Here is an 18,997-nt window from a genome sequence, read left to right on the forward strand (position 1 = left end):
CCCTACGCCGGACGCTGTTTCAGACGCCACCCAAGGATCACATAACCCAGCACCGCTGAGAGAATCGAGCCTGACAGAATCCCCAGCTTGGCCAGTGTCATCAGCTCAGCACTGATATCGCCATAGGCCAGCGAGGCGATAAAAATCGACATGGTGAAGCCGATGCCGCACAGCACCCCTACCGCAGCGATATCTTTGATATGGGTCTTTTCCGGCAGTCTGGCTAAGCCGGTTTTCACAGCCACCCAGCAGAACAGCGTGATGCCCAGTGGCTTACCAATCAGCAGACCGGCAATGACGCCCAGCGGCAGTAGCGAGAACAGGCTGCCGAACGAGACCCCTTCGAGCGACACACCCGCATTGGCAAAGGCAAACAGCGGCAGGATCACCCAGCGCACCCAGGGATGCAGCGCATGCTCAAGATGAATCGCCGGTGAGTGGCCCTCTTTTTTCGCCAGCGGGATCAGGAAGCCCACCACCACGCCAGCCAGCGTCGCATGGACACCCGACTTCAGCACCGCAACCCACAGCACCAGTCCCACCAGCAGATAGAGACCGGTGTTTCGTACATTAAGCAGGTTCATCAGCGCCAGCACGGCAATGGCGGCAGCGGCAACGCCAAGGGAGGCCATGGAAAGGTGGTGAGTGTAGAACAGCGCAATAATCACGATTGCCCCGAGATCGTCGATGATCGCCAGCGCCATCAGGAAAATTTTCAGGGCAGGCGGTACACGGCTCCCCAGCAGCGCCATAATACCCAGCGCGAAAGCGATATCTGTGGCGGTGGGGATCGCCCATCCGCTGCGGGTGTTGAGATTGGCACCGTTAAACAGCAGGAAGATGAGCGCCGGGGCGATCATGCCCCCCAGCGCCGCAATCAAAGGGAATAGCGCCTGTTCACGTTTGGCCAGCGCGCCCATCACCAGTTCGCGTTTGACCTCCAGTCCCACCATCAGGAAGAACAGCGCCATCAGCGCATCGTTAATCCACAACAGCAGATCTTTACTGATATCGAGAGCGCCAAAGCGAAACTCCACCGGAATCGCCAGCAGATCGCGATAGCCCTGTTGTGTAGCTCCATTATTGGCCAGCAGCATCGCCAGCGCAGCAGCGATGATAAGCACCACACCGCCGGTGGCATCGCTTTCCAGGATTCTTTTTAGTCTGATATTCACGCACGTTGTCCTTATCCAGAGATCGATCCAAGTCCCTAAGAGTAACGGCAGTGACAGCTCGAAAAAAACAGTTTATTTATCGGGAATCATTCGGAAATAGCGAATCGTTAATCGCAGGCAAAAAAAAAGCCGGCGACTTGCGCTGGCTTTAAGAAGATGAATTTAACGGGTTAAATCATCAAAGAATTTTTTCACGCCGTCGAAAAAGCTTTTGGAACGCGGGCTGTTGTGCTCACCGCTTGGGCCGCCAAAACTCTCTTCCAGTTCACGCAACAGCGTTTTCTGTTTCTCATTCAGGCTGACCGGTGTTTCCACCACGACACGGCACAACAGGTCACCGACCGCACCACCGCGTACAGATTTTACACCCCGTCCACGCATGCGGAACAGCTTGCCGGTCTGCGTTTCTGACGGTACTTTCAGCTTCACGCGACCATCCAGTGTCGGTACTTCAATCTCACCGCCCAGCGCCGCCATTGCAAAGTTGATCGGCACTTCACAGTAGAGATTGTTCTCTTCCCGCTCGAAGATCGGGTGTTTCTTCACCGATACCTGAACGTAGAGATCGCCTGCTGGTGCGCCCTGCTCGCCCGCTTCGCCTTCACCACTCAGACGAATGCGATCGCCGGTGTCAACCCCTGCCGGGATTTTCACTGACAGCGTTTTCGACTTCTCAACACGGCCATGACCATGACAGGCGGTGCACGGATCTTTAATCACCGAGCCGCGACCTTGACAGGTCGGACAGGCCTGCTGGACGGTGAAGAAGCCCTGCCGCATCTGCACCTGACCTGCACCGTGACAGGTTGAACAGGTTTGTGGCTGCGTTCCCGCTTTCGCGCCGCTGCCGTGGCAGACATCACACTCTTCCAGCGTTGGAATGCGAATCTCTTTGGTCACGCCGCGTACCGCTTCTTCCAGCGACAGCTCCATGTTGTAGCGTAAATCGGCGCCACGGGATGCGCGCTGACGGCGTCCACCCCCAAAGATGTCACCGAACACGTCGCCAAAGATATCGCTGAAGTCTGCACCGCCGCCACCAAAGCCGCCGCCGCCAAATCCACCGCCCCCCATGCCGCCCTGTTCAAAGGCTGCATGACCATACTGATCGTAGGCGGCACGCTTCTGCGCATCGGTCAGGATCTCGTATGCTTCCTTGACCTCTTTGAACTTAGCTTCGGCTTCTTTATCACCGGGATTGCGGTCCGGGTGGAATTTCATTGCCAGGCGTTTGTAAGCCTTTTTGATTTCACGCTCGTCCGCGGATTTGGCGACGCCTAAAATCTCGTAGTAATCACTCTTCGCCATGTTTATTTAGCCCTTAACATGATCGCACGGGCGTGGAGAAATCTCCTACGCCCGTGCTGGTTTCAACGGCTGTCAGGCCAACCGTCGCGCCCGGTCAGGGGCAATTATTTCTTGTTATCTTTCACTTCTTCGAATTCAGCATCGACAACGTCGTCATCTTTCTTCGCTGACGCGTCACCGGCATCCGCTGCACCCGCCTGAGACTGCTGTGCCGCTTCCATCAGCTTGCCGGACACTTCCATCAGCGCCTGCATTTTGGCGTCGATTTCTGCTTTGTCTTCGCCTCTCAGCGCAGTTTCCAGCGCGGCCAGAGCAGCTTCAATTGGCGCTTTGTCATCAGCTGACAGTTTGTCGCCCGCTTCTTCAAGCTGCTTACGCGTGCTGTGGGCAATCTGATCACCCTGGTTACGTGTCTGTACCAGCTCTTCGAACTTGCGGTCAGATTCCGCGTTCGCTTCAGCATCACGCACCATTTTTTCGATCTCTTCATCGTTCAGACCTGAAGAGGCTTTAATGGTAATTTTCTGCTCTTTACCGCTATTTTTGTCTTTCGCCGAAACGTGCAGGATACCGTCCGCATCGATGTCGAAAGTGACTTCGATCTGCGGCATACCGCGTGGCGCGTTCTGGATACCGTCGAGGTTGAACTGGCCCAGTGACTTGTTGTCATTGGCGCGCTTACGCTCACCCTGCAGCACGTGAATGGTCACGGCTGACTGGTTATCTTCAGCCGTCGAGAAGACCTGGCTGTGCTTGGTTGGGATGGTGGTGTTCTTGCTGATCAGCGAGGTCATCACGCCACCCATGGTTTCGATACCCAGTGACAACGGGGTAACGTCCAGCAGCAGCACATCTTTCACGTCGCCGCCCAGTACACCACCCTGAACCGCAGCACCGACTGCGACTGCTTCGTCCGGGTTCACGTCTTTACGTGGCTCTTTACCGAAGAACTCGGTCACTTTGGCCTGAACCAGTGGCATACGGGTCTGACCACCCACCAGGATAACGTCGTTGATGTCTGACACAGACAGACCCGCATCCTGCAGCGCAACTTTCAGTGGCGCGATTGAGCGTGCAACCAGATCTTCAACCAGTGACTCTAGTTTAGAGCGGGTTACTTTGATGTTCAGGTGCTTAGGACCGGTCGCATCTGCCGTGATGTATGGCAAGTTAACATCGGTCTGCTGCGCAGAAGAGAGTTCGATTTTCGCTTTCTCTGCCGCTTCTTTCAGACGCTGCATAGCCAGTGGATCGTTGTGCAGATCGATGCCCTGGTCTTTCTTGAATTCAGCAACCAGATAGTTAATCAGGCGACTATCGAAGTCTTCACCACCCAGGTGGGTATCACCGTTGGTCGCCAGAACTTCAAAGGTTTTCTCGCCGTCAACTTCGTCGATCTCAATGATTGAGATATCGAAGGTACCGCCACCCAGGTCATAAACTGCGATGGTACGGTTGCCCTGGCCTTTGTCCAGACCGTATGCCAGTGCAGCAGCAGTTGGTTCGTTAATAATACGTTTGACTTCCAGACCCGCGATACGGCCTGCATCTTTGGTCGCCTGACGCTGCGCATCGTTGAAGTAAGCCGGCACGGTAATCACGGCTTCAGTCACTGGCTCACCGAGGTAATCTTCGGCGGTCTTTTTCATTTTCTTCAGCACTTCAGCAGAGATCTGCGGCGGTGCCATTCTCTGACCTTTAACTTCCAGCCAGGCATCGCCGTTGTCAGCGCTGGCGATTTTGTAAGGCATGATTTTAATATCACGCTGTACTTCTTCGTCCTGGAAGCGACGACCAATCAGACGCTTAATTGCGAACAGAGTGTTCTGCGGGTTGGTCACTGCCTGACGTTTAGCCGGTTGACCGACCAGAATTTCGCCATCCTGTGTATAAGCAATAATTGAAGGCGTGGTGCGATCGCCCTCGGCATTTTCCAGCACGCGTGCTTTAGTGCCATCCATGATCGCGACACAAGAGTTGGTTGTACCCAGGTCAATACCAATAATCTTACCCATCTAAACATCTCCCACTTAAATTCGTTGCCAATTTGGGTTGTGAACCTTTTATGTGGGCAGATTGTTTGCATTCAACCTGCCAGCACATGCTTTTTTCCAATGTTCACAACACTCGATGACAAGTAAATGGGGCCGCTTCGATGCGCATCAAGGGTTAAATCAAAAAAAATTTTCACCTGTGACCCTTTCGGGATCAAAGAACGCAGATCCCACGCTGAATATGATGCGGCGCCTTGTTTCCCTCAGGGGGCAAGTGTGAGTCTTTTTATTTCATCAACAATCATCTTACTGCCGAGGAACTATGGCAAATTCAACGCTGGCTAACCCTGCCCCGCTGGGATTAATGGGTTTTGGCATGACAACCATTTTGCTGAACCTGCACAACACGGGCCTGTTTGCCATGGACGTGGCAATTTTAGCCATGGGGATTTTTTATGGCGGGATTGCGCAGGTGCTGGCCGGTCTCCTGGAGTTTAAAAAGAACAACACGTTTGGACTGACCGCCTTTACGTCCTACGGCATGTTCTGGTTAAGCTTTGTAGCAATCCTGCTGTTACCGGAAATGGGTCTGGCGAAAGCGCCTGACGAACGTTTTCTGGGTGCGTGGCTGGCATTGTGGGGCATCTTCACGCTGTTTATGTTCGTCGGCACGCTGAAAGGTGCGCGGATGCTGCAGTTTGTTTTCGGCTCGCTCACGCTGCTGTTTCTGCTGCTGGCCGTGGCCCATCTTATGCACCTGCCTGTACTGGTGGTGTCCGCGGGCTGGGTTGGGATACTCTGTGGTGCCAGCGCCTGCTATCTGGCGATGGGTGAAGTGCTGAATGAAACCTTTGGCCGCACCATTCTGCCGATTGGCGCGAAATCGCTTTAAGCATAATAAGACGCGGAGCCAGGCTCCGCGCTCCCATTACAACGGTTTAATACTCTGATGCAACCCCGGCTCGTGGCTGACATCACGCCGCAGCCAGATCCCCGTCAACAATCCCACCAGCGCCAACGCCATCACATACCAGCAGGGTGCCATCACTGAGACGTTCATCAGTAGCGACACACAGATCGGTGTCAGGCCGCCAAAGATCGCATAGGAGAGGTTGTAGGAAAAAGAGAGCCCGGTAAAACGCACTTCTGCCGGAAAGGCGCGCACCATCACAAACGGCACTACGCCGACAATACCAACGCTGAGACCCGCCAGGCCATAGAGCAGAAAGAGCTGCTGCGGATAGAGGGCGCTCAGGTGATAAAACTGCCAGCTACAGAGCGCCAGCAGCAGGCTGCCGACACACAGGGTACGACTGGCACCAAAGCGATCGGCAGCGAGTCCGGCAATAATACAGCCAATGCAGAGCATCACAGTGGCGATGCTGTTGGCCTGGAGGGTCAGTGCAGGCGCGATGCCCTGCTGATTCTGCAGCCAGACCGGCGACATCAGGATCACGACTACGATGCAGGCAGAGAGCAGCCAGGTCAGCAACATGGAGATGACAACCGACTTTTTATGCTCCGCCAGCACGGTCTTCAGCGGCAGAGTTTCAGCCAGCGCTTTACGCTGCTGCATCTCAATAAACACCGGCGTTTCATGCAGCCAGCGGCGCAGGAACATCGCAACCAGCCCAAACACGCCACCGAGGAAGAATGGAATACGCCAGCCGCCGTCATGAATCGCCTGCTGCGACATCGAGGTATTAATCAGTGTCGCCACCAGCGACCCCAGTAAAATGCCGATAGTCAGTCCGGCCGTCAGCGTGCCACAGGCGATGCCGATACGTTTATAGGGTACGTGCTCAGCGACAAACACCCAGGCTCCCGGCACTTCACCGCCAATCGCCGCGCCCTGCAACATCCGCATCAGCAACATCAGGAGTGGCGCAGCAAGGCCAATCGTCTGCCAGGTGGGTAGAGCACCCATCATTAAGGTCGGCAGCGCCATCAACAGAATACTCAGACTGAACATCTTTTTGCGCCCGAGTTTATCGCCAAAATGCGCCATCACGATGCCGCCCAGCGGGCGTGCCAGATAGCCTGCGGCAAAAATGGCAAACGTCTGCAGCTGACGCAGCCATTCCGGGATATCAGAAGGGAAAAAGAGGTCGCCGATGACTGTGGCGAAGAAGACGAAGATGATGAAGTCGTAGAACTCCAGTGCGCCGCCCAGTGCGGCCAGCGCCAGGGTTTTGTAATCTTTACCAGACAGACGCTGGGTGTGAGTGGGATTCATAATATTCCAGAAGCAAAAGACGAGGTTGTAAAGATCTTATTACTATAACGTCAATCTTTTGCCACACCAGCGAGGCTATAGCTTATGCCTGAAATGGAGATTATTTAGTTATTTATCTCACGTATCGCGCTTTTAGGCCGAAATGCTGCTACCACATCAGGATGTGTTTCGACGTAAGGCCCTTCCAAAAGCTGTAAACAATAAGGTACAGAGGCAAAGATACCGTGAACTTTTACTTTGCCCTGCTCATCCTTCAGCCCTTCCAGCGTCTCTTTGATCGACTTCGGCTGACCGGGAAGATTGAGGATCAGCGACTGTTTGCGGATTACCCCGACCTGACGCGACAGAATCGCGGTCGGCACGAACTGCAGGCTGATCTGCCTCATCTGCTCACCAAAACCAGGCATTTCGCGATCGGCAACGGCTAAGGTGGCATCGGGCGTGACATCGCGTCGGGCCGGACCGGTGCCGCCCGTGGTTAACACCAGATGGCAAAAACGTTCATCGACCAGCTCGCAAATCGCGTGCTCAATCATCGGCTGCTCGTCGGGTACCAGGCGGGATTCAATCTCAAACGGGCTGCTGAGTGCGTGACTCAGCCAGCTCTCTAGCGCGGGAATACCCTGATCGGGATAGATGCCGTTGGCGGCGCGATCGGAGACCGAGATCAGGCCAATGCGTAATGTATTCATGATGAGCTTCGCTGTGAATTACCGCGTTGCGGTGGAGTAAAAGAGGAATAGCAGAGAGGATAATATAAAGTGAAAGGGTCGGAAAAGGGAAAACCGTGGCAGCCGGCGCCGCCACGGTCAGCTGATTACAGCAGTTCTGCCAGCATTTTCTCAAGTTTGCCCTGATCAACGGCAAAATTGCGGATACCTTCTGCCAGCTTAGCAACCGCCATGGGGTCCTGGTTGTGCTGCCACAGGAACTCAGACTCGGTCATTCTGGCCGGACGCGCTTTAACTTCGCCGCTGTAGCTCAGTTTACGCTCCAGAGTGCCTTCGCTCTCCGCCAGCTCTTTCAGCAGCGCAGGTGAAATAGTCAGACGGTCACAGCCAGCCAGCTCGATGATTTCGCCTACGTTACGGAAGCTGGCACCCATCACTACAGTTTCATAGCCGTGCTGCTTGTAATAATTGAAGATTTCAGAAACTGAAACCACGCCTGGATCTTCGTGCGCGGCATACTCTTTTTTGTCGGTGTTAGCTTTGTACCAGTCGAGGATACGGCCAACAAACGGAGAAATCAGAAACACGCCTGCTTCGGCACAGGCACGCGCCTGCGCAAAGGAGAACAGCAGCGTCAGGTTACAGTTGATGCCCTCTTTTTCCAGCTGCTCTGCCGCGCGGATACCCTGCCAGGTGGATGCCAGTTTGATCAGGATGCGGTCATTACTGATACCGGCATCGTTATAGAGTTTGATCAGGCTGCGGGCTTTGGCGATGCTGCCTTCCGTGTCGTATGAGAGACGCGCATCGACTTCAGTGGAGATACGGCCCGGGATCAGTTTGAGAATTTCCAGCCCAATGTTCACGGCCAGCTTGTCAGAAACCAGCTGCAGCTGCTCTTCTTTGTTGCTGCTCTGCTCACGCGCCCAGCTGATCGCTTCATCGATCAGTTTACGGTATTCAGGGATTTGCGCGGCGTTGAGAATCAGAGAAGGGTTGGTGGTGGCGTCTTGCGGCTGATAGAGCTTCATGGCTGCGATATCACCGGTGTCGGCAACTACGGTCGTGAGCTGACGCAGGGAGGTAAGTTTGTCCGTCATGTTCTTTTCTCTTAGTTAACTGTCAGTGTGAAAAAAGCTGTTGCGATAATATCATGCGGCAACGGTGGCGCAAGGTCAGGGAATGCCGTTTACGATAGCGCGAACAAATAGGTGTGATTCGTCATTTTTTGCGGTTTTTTTGGTACACTGCGGAGCCTGATAAACAGCCAATGCCCTGTTAAAGCAGGCATTAACCGAGGAAGCAACTATGTTGATGGTGATCTCTCCCGCCAAGACGCTGGATTATGAAAGCCCGCTGGCGACAAGGCGGTTCACCCAGCCTGCGCTGTTAGAAAAGTCACAACAGCTGATTGAAATTGCGCGCGATCTGTCACCTGCCAGCATCGCCTCGTTAATGGGCATCAGCGACAAACTGGCGCACCTCAATGCCGAGCGATTTAACAGCTGGCAGCCCGATTTTTCCCCACAAAATGCCCGTCAGGCAATCCTGGCGTTCAAAGGTGATGTCTACACGGGTTTGCAGGCCGAAACTTTCAGCGATCAGGATTTCGATTTTGCTCAGCAGCATCTGCGCATGTTGTCAGGCCTGTATGGCGTGCTGCGTCCACTCGATTTAATGCAGCCTTACCGGCTGGAGATGGGCATTCGTCTGGCGAATCCTGCGGGCAAAGATCTCTACACCTTTTGGGGTGATCTCATCACGGAAACCCTGAATGCCACGCTGGCGGAACAGGGTGATAAGGTGTTAATCAACCTCGCCTCGGACGAATATTTCAGGGCGGTCAGACCAAAGACGCTGCAGGCACAGATGATTAAGCCTGTGTTCCTTGACGAGAAGAACGGCAGCTACAAAGTGATTAGCTTCTATGCCAAAAAGGCGCGTGGATTGATGAGTCGCTATGTGATTCAGCAGCGCCTGACAAAGCCGGAACAGCTTAAGGCGTTTGATCTGGATGGCTATCGTTTTGATGCGGCCGGCAGCAGCGAGAGCGAGCTGGTATTTAAGCGCGCGGAGCAGTAAATACTCCGCGAGCCATGTGCTTCCCGCAGCCGGGAAGCATTTCACAGGACTACTTCAGCAGGAACGCTCGCAGCGGAGCGAAATCAGCTTTCATCTGATGCGACAGCAGCGGCAGTTCGGCGCGCTCCGCTAATTCCGGTGGCAGCGTCAGGGTCTGCTCAAGGATCGCTTCCACGCTTTCCCGGAATTTCGCCGGATGTGCGGTACCGAGGAACACACCATACTCCCCCTCCTGCAGTTGATCGCGCAACAGACGCCAGGCGATGGCGGCATGTGGCTCAGAAATGTAGCCCATTTCAGCCAGTTCGCGCATTGCGGCGCGCGTGGTCTCATCAGAAACGGCACCACAGGCCAGATCGGTTAAGCGCCAGGTTTTACGGCGGAACAGCTCTTCCACACGCGGCCAGTTGTTAGGCTGGCTGACATCCATGGCATTCGACAGCGTAGAGACAGTCTGGTTTGGCTGCCACTCGCCGTTGCCCAGGAAGCGCGGCACCGTATCGTTGGCGTTGGTGGCGGCGATAAAGCGTTTGATCGGCAGGCCCAGCGATTTCGCCAGCAGACCGGCAGTCAAATCACCAAAGTTGCCGCTTGGCACTGACACCACCAGCTGGTTACGTTTTTCCTGAGGCAGCTGTGCAACCGCTTCAAAGTAGTAACAGATCTGCGCCAGCAAGCGGCTGATGTTGATGGAGTTAGCCGAGTTCAGGCCAATTGCCCGTTTCAACTCTTCATCATCAAACGCCTGTTTCACCAGCGACTGGCAGGCATCGAAATCGCCATCAATAGCAATGGTTTCGATGTTACCGCCTAAGGTACAGAAGAGTTTTTCCTGCAGCGGACTGATTTTGCCCTGCGGATAGAGGATCACCACACGCACGTTCTTCATGCCGTAAAATGCGTGAGCCACAGCCGCACCGGTATCACCGGAGGTGGCGGTCAGAATCGTGATCTGCTCGTCCGAGCCTGAGACATACGACAGCATCTGTGCCATAAAGCGGCCGCCGAAATCTTTAAATGCCAGCGTCGGGCCGTGGAACAGCTCCAGACAGGCCACATCCTCACTGACTTCTTTCACCGGGGCTGGAAACGCAAAAGCGGCTTTTACACGCTCATGCAGCTGATGGGCCGGGATTTCGTCACCAATGAAAGCAGAGAGAATTTTGCTGCTGCGGCTGACAAAATCCATCTCCAGCATCGCGTCGATGTCGGTCAGTTCAAACTCTGGCAGTTCCAGCGGAAAGAACAGACCCTGCTGCGATCCCAGACCCTGTTTCACCGCCTGGGCGAAGCTGACCTGCTCGTTGTGATCCTTAAGATTGTAGAGTTTCATGCGTTATCCCAATTGTCGTGCGCCAGCCGTGTCAAGACGGCAGATATGGACGAAGCCTTCATCATTCTGCAGATAGTGCTGGCTCAGCCAGTCAGCCATCCGCTGTGCCGTTTCCATCTGATTGCAAACGGCGAAAAGTGTCGGACCAGAGCCTGAGATACCGCACGCCAGTGCGCCAATATCTTTAGCGGCCTGCCGCGCCTCAGCGAAGCCTGGCAGCAGCCTGGTCCGATAAGGTTCAGCAATCACATCCTGCATCAGTTTAGCTGCCAGCTGCGGCTGACGCGTATGACAGGCGTGAATGAAGCCGGCCAGCAAGCGGCCATGCTTGATACAGTCCTCTTTGCGGTACTGCGCCGGTAAAATGGCTCGCGCTTCTGCGGTCGACACTTTAATGCCCGGATAGGCCATCACCCATAGCCAGTCGTCAAAGCCTGGCACCGCCTGGCTGATGATGTCATTCTCCTGCAACATCAGCTGAATGCCGCCGAGGAAGCAGGGGGCGACATTATCATAATGCACGCTGCCGGAAATCCGCCCTTCCAGCTCCCCCATCAGCGTCAATAACGTGCTGTCGTTGAGTGGTTTGCCGCAAAACTCGTTCATCGCCATTAAACCGGCCACAACCGAGCAGGCGCTGGAACCCAGCCCGGAGCCAATTGGCATATTTTTCTCCAGCGTCATCGCCACCGGAATCTCTTTGCCAATTGCCTCACAAAAACGTTGCCAGCACTGATAAACAATATTCTCTTTAGGATCGGCGGGCAGCTTGCTGACAAACCGTCCGGCGTTGATCAGTGAAAACTGCTCTGCCGCTTCAACGGAGACGCAGTCACCCAGCAGGGAGCCATCCACCGGCGAAACCGCCGCGCCCAGCACATCGAAGCCGACGCTGACGTTACCAATTGAGGCCGGTGCGTAAATTTTTACCATGATTAAACTCCCAACTTCCATGACAGCGTTCGCAACAGGTCGGCAAAAACACCGGCCGCTGTGACATCATTTCCTGCACCATACCCGCGCAGAACCAGCGGAATCGGTTGATAGTAGCGGCTGTAAAACGCCAGTGCGTTCTCACCGTTTTTCACTTTATAGAGTGGATCGTTGCCGTCAACAGCGTCGATCTTCACTTTACAGACGCCACCCTCTTCAATCACACCCACGTAACGCAGTACTTTACCCGCATCACGAGCCTGTGCAACGCGGGCGGTAAAGGCGTTATCCAGCTCAGGCAGACGCTGCATAAACTGTCCAACGTCCTGAATTTCAATCAGGCTGGCAGGCAGCAGCGGCTCAATCTGAATGTCACTCAGCTCCAGCTGATGGCCCGCTTCACGCGCCAGGATCAGCAGCTTGCGCGCCACATCGGTACCAGAGAGATCGTCACGCGGATCGGGCTCGGTGAAGCCCATCTCACGCGCCAGATTGGTCGCCTGCGACAGCGTCACCCCTTCATCGAGCTTGCCGAAGATAAATGATAGCGAGCCTGAGAGGATGCCAGAGAAGCGCAGCAGCTCATCACCGGCGTTCATCAGGTTCTGCAGGTTTTCGATCACCGGCAGTCCGGCACCGACGTTGGTATCATAAAGGAATTTACGCCGCGATTTGGCGGCAGCGGCCCGCATCTGCTGATAGTAATTCCAGGATGAGGTGTTGGCCTTTTTGTTCGGCGTCACCACGTGGAAACCTTCGCTGAGAAAATCAGCATACTGATCGGCGACCGCCTGGCTGGAGGTACAATCCACAATTACCGGATTGAGCAGATGGTACTCTTTCACCAGGCGGGTGAGACGACCGAGATTAAACGGCTCTTTCGCTTCGCTCAACGCCGTCTGCCAGTTGCTTAAATCGATGCCGTGGACGTGGGTTAACAACGCACGCGAGTTAGCGATGCCGCAGACTCGCAGGTCGATATGCTTCTGCTTCAGCCACGCCTGTTGACGATGTAACTGATCCAGCAGCGCACCGCCGACGCCGCCGACGCCGACCACAAACACTTCGATCACCTGATCGGTGGCGAACAGCATCTGGTGCACCACGCGAACGCCGGTGATCACTTCATCATTGTTTACCACCACCGAGATGGAGCGCTCGGAGGAACCCTGAGCAATCGCCACGATATTGATATTGGCGCGCGCCAGCGCCGAGAAGAATTTGGCTGAGATGCCGCGCAGGGTGCGCATGCCATCGCCCACCACCGAAATCACCGCCAGGTTTTCAATGATATCCAGCGGATCCAGCAGATCATCTTTCAGTTCCAGGTAGAACTCCTCCTCCAGCACCTGACGCGCCCGCGCCAGCTCGCTCTGCGGCACGCAGAAACTAATGCTGTATTCGGAAGAGGATTGGGTGATCAGCACCACCGAGATACCGGTACGCGACATCGCCGCAAAAACTCGGGCCGCCATCCCGACCATCCCTTTCATACCGGGACCGGAGACGTTGACCATCGCCATATTATTCAGGTTAGTGATGCCTTTTACCGGGTTTTCATCCTGTTCGCCTTCGGCGCCAATCAGGGTGCCGAAGGCCTGCGGATTGGCGGTGTTTTTGATAAGACAGGGGATCTGAAACTGGGCAATCGGCGCGATGGTGCGGGGATGCAATACTTTTGCCCCGAAATAGGAGAGCTCCATCGCCTCCTGATAAGACATAGATTTCAGCAGGCGTGCATCCGGCACCTGACGCGGATCGCAGGTATAGACGCCATCCACATCAGTCCAGATTTCGCAGCAGTCGGCGCGCAGACAGGCGGCCAGCACGGCAGCTGAATAGTCTGAGCCGTTACGGCCCAGCACCACCAGCTCACCGCGCTCGTTACCGGCAGTAAAGCCAGCCATCAGAATCATGTTCTGCGTCGGAATTTGACTCGCTTCAATGCGACGGGTCGATTCAGCAATATCAACAGTGGATTCGAGGTAGTGGCCGACCGCCAGTAATTTCTCCACCGGATCGATTACGCTGACCTCATGGCCGCGCGCTTGCAGCAGCGCTTCCATGATCGCAATCGAGAGTTTTTCGCCACGACAGATAATCGCCGCGTTGACGCTGTCCGGGCACTGTCCCAGCAGGCTGATACCGTGTAGCACCTGCTTCAACTGCGCAAACTCCAGGTCAACGCGAGTCTTCAGTCGATCATACTCAAAGCCCGGCTGCGCTTCAGCCAGTCCATGCAGTAGCTCGTTGAAGATACGTTCGGCGTCGCTGATATTCGGTAAAGCATCCTGACCACTGATGGTTTTTTCAATCATCGCCACCAGATGGTTAGTGATCTTTGCTGGCGCAGAGAGCACGGTTGCAACCTGTCCTTGTTGCGCATTACTTTCCAGAATGTCAGCGACGCGAAGAAACCGCTCCGCATTCGCTACCGAGGTCCCGCCGAATTTCAGCACTCGCATGATATAAACTCTCCTGAATTTAAGCCGAAAAAAAAGCCCGCACTGTTTAGGTGCGGGCTTTTTTTCTGTTTTTCCTGTATGCGTCAGCCCGCACCGTTACCTGTGGTAATGGTGGTGGTAATAATTGTGGTGTTCAGGCTGATTTTACGCATTTAGATTTATTTTCTGTCTGTTTTGTCTGTCCGTCTTGCTTCCAGAAGTAAAGCAAAGCGCACATTAAGTCAACCCCATCTGGCCGGTGGACAGATTTCCACCACTGCGCACAGGAACCGGTGAAACTGTAAAATGGTGTTAGATCGTTTGCAATGCAAAAATTCTCTGCGATCTGTTGCTATAAAATCAGCTTTTTGCCGAGGATTTATCTGTGAGTTTTTTTTCAATATCGTGCAGTAGGCGATGCAGCATCGCACTGTCACGCTGTTCCAGCAGACCCACCCGCTGATCTATCCAGTCTGACAGCTTCTCATCATCACTGACGCCCAGTTGCGCCAGCAGCTGATGGAAGCGCTGACGCAGCGCCTGCAACTGCTGCCCATCGGCGACGGATGCTACTGGCGCCTCAACCTGATTCAGTTTTGACAGCTGGTAGCAGTAGACCATTACCGCCTGACCAAGATTGAGTGAAGGATAATCATTTGCCATCGGGATACCGGTCAGCAGATCGACCTGCTCCAGCTCCTCATTGGTCAGTCCGCTATCTTCGCGGCCAAACACCAGCGCCATACTGTTTACCCACTGACGCTTCTCCAGCAGTTGCGTTTTAACCTGCTCCGGTGTGGCGTAATAGCGAAACTTTGCCCGACTGCGCGCAGTGGTCGCGACCGAAAAATCGATATCTGCTAATGCGTCGGCCAGAGTTGCAAACGTCTGAACGTTATCGAGAATGTCGCCGGCACCATGTGCCACCCGGCGCGCGGCAGGATCCTGCCAGGCGTCGCTGGCGACAATGCGGAGCTGACTGAACCCCATGGTTTTCATGGCACGCGCCGCAGCGCCGATATTTTCTGGCCGCGCGGGCGAGACGAGAATAAGGGGAAAAAGCATATTTATTCCGTTGGTCCATTTACATAACGCCATATTAACATGGCTGTTAATGATTCAGTTGCAAGAAGGTAATATGAAAATCATTTGTTAACGATGTTAAACCGGTTAAAAGTGAGGACCTGAAACTTTTTATCACTGAAAGCAGCCTTATTAAAGAATGCATTATTAAACCATTTAACTTCAATTAGATAGAATGTGATTCCCAGTAGGTTTTATTTTGGCTCGACTGCGTAAAAAATGTAACTAAAATGATGCTTTTTGTGAGCTAACCGGGCAATCTGCGAGAAGTTTTTCACAAAAGTGTTAACGTGCTACAATTGCATTTGATATAAGTCAACGAAGCGTTGTTTTTATGCTTATCGGTTGTGGTTGGTGCTGTTAGGTTGCTGTTAATACAGTTAGGATATGCGCCATTATCATTAACGCCCGGGGCATGCAATTTTCATCCTGAATGGCTGAGCTAATACTGTTGTTGGCGTTGATAGATGGCTTATCAAAATATGATTTCGTACAACGGTTCAGTGCGGCCCGCCGCTCTCGATGATGGAGAACGCCATACCGCTGTACGCCCTGTTTTCAATTTGTTGGCAAATTTTAGGTAGCTAAACATGCAGACCCCGCACATTCTTATCGTTGAAGACGAACTGGTCACGCGTAATACCCTCAAAAGTATTTTTGAGGCGGAAGGTTATGTGGTGTATGAGGCGACGGATGGTGCTGAAATGCATCAGGTGCTGACCGAAAATGACGTTAACCTGGTTATCATGGACATCAACCTGCCGGGTAAAAACGGCCTGTTGCTGGCACGTGAACTGCGTGAGCAGGCCAATGTTGCACTGATGTTCCTGACCGGCCGTGACAACGAAGTCGATAAAATTCTTGGTCTGGAAATTGGCGCTGACGACTACATCACCAAACCGTTTAATCCGCGTGAGCTGACTATTCGTGCCCGTAACCTGCTGTCGCGCACCATGAATCTGGCTATGCCAGGCGAAGAGCGCCGTCAGGTAGAGAGTTATAAATTCAACGGCTGGGAGCTGGATATCAACAGCCGTTCACTGATCAACCCCAATGGCGAGCACTACAAGCTGCCACGCAGTGAGTTTCGCGCTATGCTGCACTTTTGCGAAAACCCTGGCAAAATTCAGACCCGCGCCGATCTGCTGAAGAAAATGACCGGCCGCGACCTTAAGCCACACGATCGCACCGTGGATGTCACCATCCGTCGTATCCGTAAGCACTTTGAATCAACGCCGGATACGCCAGAGATCATCGCCACTATTCATGGTGAAGGTTATCGCTTTTGCGGCGACCTGCAGGATTAAGCAGCGGTCAGTGCCGCAAATAAAAACGCCCCCGCGGGCGTTTTTTTTGGTCTAAATGCGGCCACACAATCAGTGCCACGGCATAATCGGCACGGCGCTGAGCGCATTTTTCGGTGAGCCATCGACTACTTTATCGGAATAGGTCAGATAGACCAGAGCGTTGCGCTTTTTGTCGAAGAAGCGTACAACCTGCAGCTTCTTGAAGATCAATGAGGTGCGCTGGCGGAATACCACGTCACCCTGCGCTTTGCCCTGCGCGATTTTCTCGCTTAGCTCGACCGGGCCTACCTGCTGACAGGAAATCGCTGCATCAGAGGTATCTTCTGCCAGACCCAGTCCGCCTTTAATGCCCCCGGTTTTCGCCCGACTGATATAACAGGTTACATTTTTGACATCCGGGTCATCAAACGCTTCTACCACGATCTTGTGGTCAGGCCCGAATATCTTGAATACCGTATCAACAGAGCCAATCTCTTCAGCAAACAGCGGGCTGGAAAGGGTCAGCGTGGTAAGCGCAGCGATCACAAGGCGGGTTATTGTCATGGAGTTACCATTGCAAATTGAATAGATGAGAATGTAATGTACTGTTAATCGATACAATGACCAACCCAAAACGGGTTCAGCCCGTACTGATTTAGCACAATCTTCCCCGGAAAACGGCCCACGTCTTTTGAGCAATGAGTGCTAATATTCTTCGAATGCGTTTAGCTGCACCACCAGAGTATGAGGATGTTTTATGGACCAAGCCGGTATCATTCGCGATTTGCTTGTCTGGCTGGAGAGCCATCTGGATCAACCCCTTTCACTGGACAACGTTGCCCAGAAAGCGGGTTACTCTAAATGGCATTTACAAAGGATGTTTAAAGACGTGACCGGAAACGCAATCGGTGCCTATATCCGTGCGCGTCGTTTGTCTAAAGCCGCTGTGGCGCTGCGCCTGACCAGCCGCCCCATTCTGGACATCGCACTGCAGTATCGTTTTGATTCACAACAGACTTTTACCCGCGCATTCAAGAAACAGTTTGCGCAGACGCCGGCCTGGTATCGTCGCTCTTCCGACTGGAACTCATTCGGTATTCGTCCCCCTATTCGTCTGGACGATGAGACGCAGCCGGAACCCGCTTTCGTCACTTTGCCGGAAACTGTGCTGGTAGGACAAACCCAGAACTACACCTGTATTCTGGAGCAGATTTCCAGCTACCGCGATGAGATGCGTATTCACTTCTGGAAGCAGTTCCTGCTGGAAACGGACATGGTGCCGCCGGTGCTGTATGGTCTGCATCAGGTGCGTGCCAGCCAGGAAAAAGATGATGAGCAGGAGATTCTCTACACCACAGCGGTGCCTGCGGATAGCGCAGTCAATCTGCATTCCGGCCAGAACGTTATCCTGGAAGCGGGCGACTACGTGCAGTTCACTTATACCGGCCCACGCGTCAATCTGCAGGAATTTATCCTGCTACTCTATGGCACATGCATGCCAACGCTGGGACTGACCCGTCGTCTGGGACAGGACATCGAACGCTTTTATACCGATGGCGGTAAAAAGCGCGGTGAGCCACCTACCGAGATCCGTTGCGAATATCTGATTCCTATTCGCCGCCAGGTTGTAAGCAGCTAAGATCAGGGCTGTTGTCATCGCGACGGCAGCCCTGACAACATCACCAAATCAGCGTTGCAGCTCGTCGAGCGCGGGCGCATCCAGATGAGAAATATCTCCCGCCGTCTCTACAATCCACCCTTCAGCCAGCCAGGCGCTCTGCTGATAATCAACACGTGAGAGTGAGCAGTTGCGCAGACGCAGGCGACGTTCAGCGTACGCAGGCAGACCGAGAATCATGCTGACCAGCGAACCCAGCGCCATACCGTGACTGACGAGCAGCGGCCGGCTTCCGGCAGGCAGATCGAGACAGGCATTCAGCGCGGCGTACATGCGCGTCGCCATCTCCGTCATCGACTCCCCTTCAGGAATACGACCGCCTTCCGTGCCGTTGACCAGCGTGGCGCGCCACTGTTCTTCTTCGGCGGTTAAACCCTCCAGCGGACGCTTCTCCAGCACCCCCATATTCAGCTCACGCAACCGCGCATCAAGGGTCACCGGGCAACCGCAGGCATTCGCAATAATCTCCGCGGTGCGCCGTGTGCGCCCCAGATCGCTGGCAATAATGTGCGTGATGCCCAGATGTTTCACGCGCTCACCCACCTGCCAGGCTTGTTGCTCACCTTTTTCCGTCAGCGGACTGTCGGACTGCCCCTGAATGCGGCGTTCCGCATTCCATACCGTTTCACCGTGACGAACAAGATAGACCTGTAGCATGTTAGTTTCCGTTATACTGCGACAAAAATCGCCTTAAAGCCTGTCCCATCAGGCGTCATTGTTGCAGGCAGTCTGGACACTGACAGCGCGGAACAACCCGGCGTACACGGAGTACGT

17 protein-coding genes and 1 other annotated feature are annotated in these 18,997 nt (G+C 54.1%); of the genes, 4 read left to right on the forward strand and 13 right to left on the reverse strand.

Translation table 11 applies throughout. From position 1 onward, the window contains the following. Positions 1 to 2 precede the first annotated feature (2 nt). The 3 genes from nhaA to dnaK all read right to left on the reverse strand — a co-directional run bounded on the left by nhaA (position 3) and on the right by dnaK (position 4,498). Positions 3 to 1,175, reverse strand: a complete 1,173-nt coding sequence (gene nhaA / locus WFO64_RS16680; protein WP_337013176.1) for a Na+/H+ antiporter NhaA — start codon at positions 1,173 to 1,175, stop codon at positions 3 to 5. A 162-nt stretch (positions 1,176 to 1,337) separates the two neighbouring features. Further along, positions 1,338 to 2,483, reverse strand: a complete 1,146-nt coding sequence (dnaJ, locus tag WFO64_RS16685; RefSeq protein ID WP_337013177.1) for a molecular chaperone DnaJ — start codon at positions 2,481 to 2,483, stop codon at positions 1,338 to 1,340. A 104-nt stretch (positions 2,484 to 2,587) separates the two neighbouring features. Beyond that, entirely contained in the window at positions 2,588 to 4,498 is a 1,911-nt protein-coding gene (gene dnaK, locus WFO64_RS16690) for a molecular chaperone DnaK (RefSeq protein WP_337013178.1), read from the reverse strand. A 301-nt stretch (positions 4,499 to 4,799) separates the two neighbouring features. Here dnaK and satP point away from each other — a divergent pair, with 301 nt between their 5' ends. Further along, positions 4,800 to 5,369, forward strand: coding sequence for an acetate uptake transporter (gene satP / locus WFO64_RS16695; protein WP_337013179.1), 570 nt, complete (start codon positions 4,800 to 4,802; stop codon positions 5,367 to 5,369). A 36-nt stretch (positions 5,370 to 5,405) separates the two neighbouring features. On the opposite strand, the gene WFO64_RS16700 is transcribed toward satP, so the two are convergent. From WFO64_RS16700 to tal, 3 genes are all read right to left on the reverse strand, one after another. Next, entirely contained in the window at positions 5,406 to 6,713 is a 1,308-nt protein-coding gene (locus WFO64_RS16700; RefSeq protein WP_337013180.1) for an MFS transporter, read from the reverse strand. Between the two features lie 104 nt (positions 6,714 to 6,817). After that, positions 6,818 to 7,405 (reverse strand): molybdopterin adenylyltransferase, encoded by a 588-nt coding sequence (gene mog, locus WFO64_RS16705; protein WP_337013181.1) that lies wholly within the window; start codon positions 7,403 to 7,405, stop codon positions 6,818 to 6,820. Positions 7,406 to 7,530: 125 nt separating this feature from the next. Beyond that, the gene (gene tal, locus WFO64_RS16710) at positions 7,531 to 8,484 is read right to left on the reverse strand and encodes a transaldolase (protein ID WP_337013182.1); all 954 of its coding nucleotides are present in this window, start codon (positions 8,482 to 8,484) and stop codon (positions 7,531 to 7,533) included. A gap of 208 nt (positions 8,485 to 8,692) precedes the next feature. Here tal and yaaA point away from each other — a divergent pair, with 208 nt between their 5' ends. Beyond that, positions 8,693 to 9,466 carry a peroxide stress protein YaaA gene (yaaA, locus tag WFO64_RS16715; protein WP_337013183.1) on the forward strand — a complete coding sequence of 258 codons (774 nt, stop codon included), beginning with the start codon at positions 8,693 to 8,695 and terminating at the stop codon, positions 9,464 to 9,466. Positions 9,467 to 9,515: 49 nt separating this feature from the next. Here yaaA and thrC read toward each other — a convergent pair whose 3' ends face one another. The 5 genes from thrC to WFO64_RS16740 all read right to left on the reverse strand — a co-directional run bounded on the left by thrC (position 9,516) and on the right by WFO64_RS16740 (position 15,241). Continuing rightward, the gene (gene thrC / locus WFO64_RS16720; protein ID WP_337013184.1) at positions 9,516 to 10,799 is read right to left on the reverse strand and encodes a threonine synthase; all 1,284 of its coding nucleotides are present in this window, start codon (positions 10,797 to 10,799) and stop codon (positions 9,516 to 9,518) included. A 3-nt stretch (positions 10,800 to 10,802) separates the two neighbouring features. Next, on the reverse strand, positions 10,803 to 11,732 hold the full coding sequence (gene thrB / locus WFO64_RS16725) for a homoserine kinase (protein WP_337013185.1): 930 nt from the start codon (positions 11,730 to 11,732) through the stop codon (positions 10,803 to 10,805). Positions 11,733 to 11,734: 2 nt separating this feature from the next. Continuing rightward, positions 11,735 to 14,197 carry a bifunctional aspartate kinase/homoserine dehydrogenase I gene (thrA, locus tag WFO64_RS16730; RefSeq protein WP_337013186.1) on the reverse strand — a complete coding sequence of 821 codons (2,463 nt, stop codon included), beginning with the start codon at positions 14,195 to 14,197 and terminating at the stop codon, positions 11,735 to 11,737. 26 nt (positions 14,198 to 14,223) lie between these two features. Then, positions 14,224 to 14,342: a sequence feature (Thr leader region), on the reverse strand. After that, positions 14,281 to 14,349: a thr operon leader peptide gene (gene thrL, locus WFO64_RS16735; RefSeq protein ID WP_071591720.1), complete on the reverse strand. Its 69-nt coding sequence runs from the start codon at positions 14,347 to 14,349 to the stop codon at positions 14,281 to 14,283. (Overlaps the previous feature by 62 nt.) Before the next feature lie 187 nt (positions 14,350 to 14,536). Further along, positions 14,537 to 15,241, reverse strand: a complete 705-nt coding sequence (locus WFO64_RS16740) for a tRNA/rRNA methyltransferase (RefSeq protein ID WP_337013187.1) — start codon at positions 15,239 to 15,241, stop codon at positions 14,537 to 14,539. 608 nt (positions 15,242 to 15,849) lie between these two features. Between WFO64_RS16740 and arcA the strand changes: the two genes are divergently transcribed. Next, positions 15,850 to 16,566 carry a two-component system response regulator ArcA gene (arcA, locus tag WFO64_RS16745; protein WP_337013188.1) on the forward strand — a complete coding sequence of 239 codons (717 nt, stop codon included), beginning with the start codon at positions 15,850 to 15,852 and terminating at the stop codon, positions 16,564 to 16,566. 69 nt (positions 16,567 to 16,635) lie between these two features. Here the strand turns inward: arcA and creA are convergent, their stop codons facing one another. Then, complete coding sequence (gene creA / locus WFO64_RS16750) at positions 16,636 to 17,109, reverse strand: protein CreA (protein WP_337013189.1); 474 nt, start codon at positions 17,107 to 17,109, stop codon at positions 16,636 to 16,638. 193 nt (positions 17,110 to 17,302) lie between these two features. Between creA and robA the strand changes: the two genes are divergently transcribed. Then, a complete protein-coding gene (robA, locus tag WFO64_RS16755; protein ID WP_337013190.1) occupies positions 17,303 to 18,184 on the forward strand; it encodes an MDR efflux pump AcrAB transcriptional activator RobA in 882 nt (293 codons plus the stop codon). Between the two features lie 48 nt (positions 18,185 to 18,232). On the opposite strand, the gene gpmB is transcribed toward robA, so the two are convergent. Then, positions 18,233 to 18,880 (reverse strand): 2,3-diphosphoglycerate-dependent phosphoglycerate mutase GpmB, encoded by a 648-nt coding sequence (gene gpmB, locus WFO64_RS16760; RefSeq protein ID WP_337013191.1) that lies wholly within the window; start codon positions 18,878 to 18,880, stop codon positions 18,233 to 18,235. Positions 18,881 to 18,997 lie beyond the last annotated feature (117 nt).

The sequence above is a fragment of the Pantoea sp. AS142 genome, from assembly GCF_037152305.1.
In the GTDB taxonomy this organism is placed as follows: domain Bacteria; phylum Pseudomonadota; class Gammaproteobacteria; order Enterobacterales; family Enterobacteriaceae; genus Pantoea.

What these genes read in the sequence shown, in the direction of transcription:
- dnaK (WP_337013178.1), bottom strand. Translation starts at nt 4,498, where the DNA reads ATGGGTAAGATTATTGGTATTGACCTGGGTACAACCAACTCTTGTGTC.
- creA (WP_337013189.1), bottom strand. Translation starts at nt 17,109, where the DNA reads ATGACAATAACCCGCCTTGTGATCGCTGCGCTTACCACGCTGACCCTT.
- WFO64_RS16740 (WP_337013187.1), bottom strand. Translation starts at nt 15,241, where the DNA reads ATGCTTTTTCCCCTTATTCTCGTCTCGCCCGCGCGGCCAGAAAATATC.
- satP (WP_337013179.1), top strand. Translation starts at nt 4,800, where the DNA reads ATGGCAAATTCAACGCTGGCTAACCCTGCCCCGCTGGGATTAATGGGT.
- thrA (WP_337013186.1), bottom strand. Translation starts at nt 14,197, where the DNA reads ATGCGAGTGCTGAAATTCGGCGGGACCTCGGTAGCGAATGCGGAGCGG.
- thrB (WP_337013185.1), bottom strand. Translation starts at nt 11,732, where the DNA reads ATGGTAAAAATTTACGCACCGGCCTCAATTGGTAACGTCAGCGTCGGC.
- mog (WP_337013181.1), bottom strand. Translation starts at nt 7,405, where the DNA reads ATGAATACATTACGCATTGGCCTGATCTCGGTCTCCGATCGCGCCGCC.
- gpmB (WP_337013191.1), bottom strand. Translation starts at nt 18,880, where the DNA reads ATGCTACAGGTCTATCTTGTTCGTCACGGTGAAACGGTATGGAATGCG.
- dnaJ (WP_337013177.1), bottom strand. Translation starts at nt 2,483, where the DNA reads ATGGCGAAGAGTGATTACTACGAGATTTTAGGCGTCGCCAAATCCGCG.
- thrC (WP_337013184.1), bottom strand. Translation starts at nt 10,799, where the DNA reads ATGAAACTCTACAATCTTAAGGATCACAACGAGCAGGTCAGCTTCGCC.
- WFO64_RS16700 (WP_337013180.1), bottom strand. Translation starts at nt 6,713, where the DNA reads ATGAATCCCACTCACACCCAGCGTCTGTCTGGTAAAGATTACAAAACC.
- arcA (WP_337013188.1), top strand. Translation starts at nt 15,850, where the DNA reads ATGCAGACCCCGCACATTCTTATCGTTGAAGACGAACTGGTCACGCGT.
- tal (WP_337013182.1), bottom strand. Translation starts at nt 8,484, where the DNA reads ATGACGGACAAACTTACCTCCCTGCGTCAGCTCACGACCGTAGTTGCC.
- yaaA (WP_337013183.1), top strand. Translation starts at nt 8,693, where the DNA reads ATGTTGATGGTGATCTCTCCCGCCAAGACGCTGGATTATGAAAGCCCG.
- robA (WP_337013190.1), top strand. Translation starts at nt 17,303, where the DNA reads ATGGACCAAGCCGGTATCATTCGCGATTTGCTTGTCTGGCTGGAGAGC.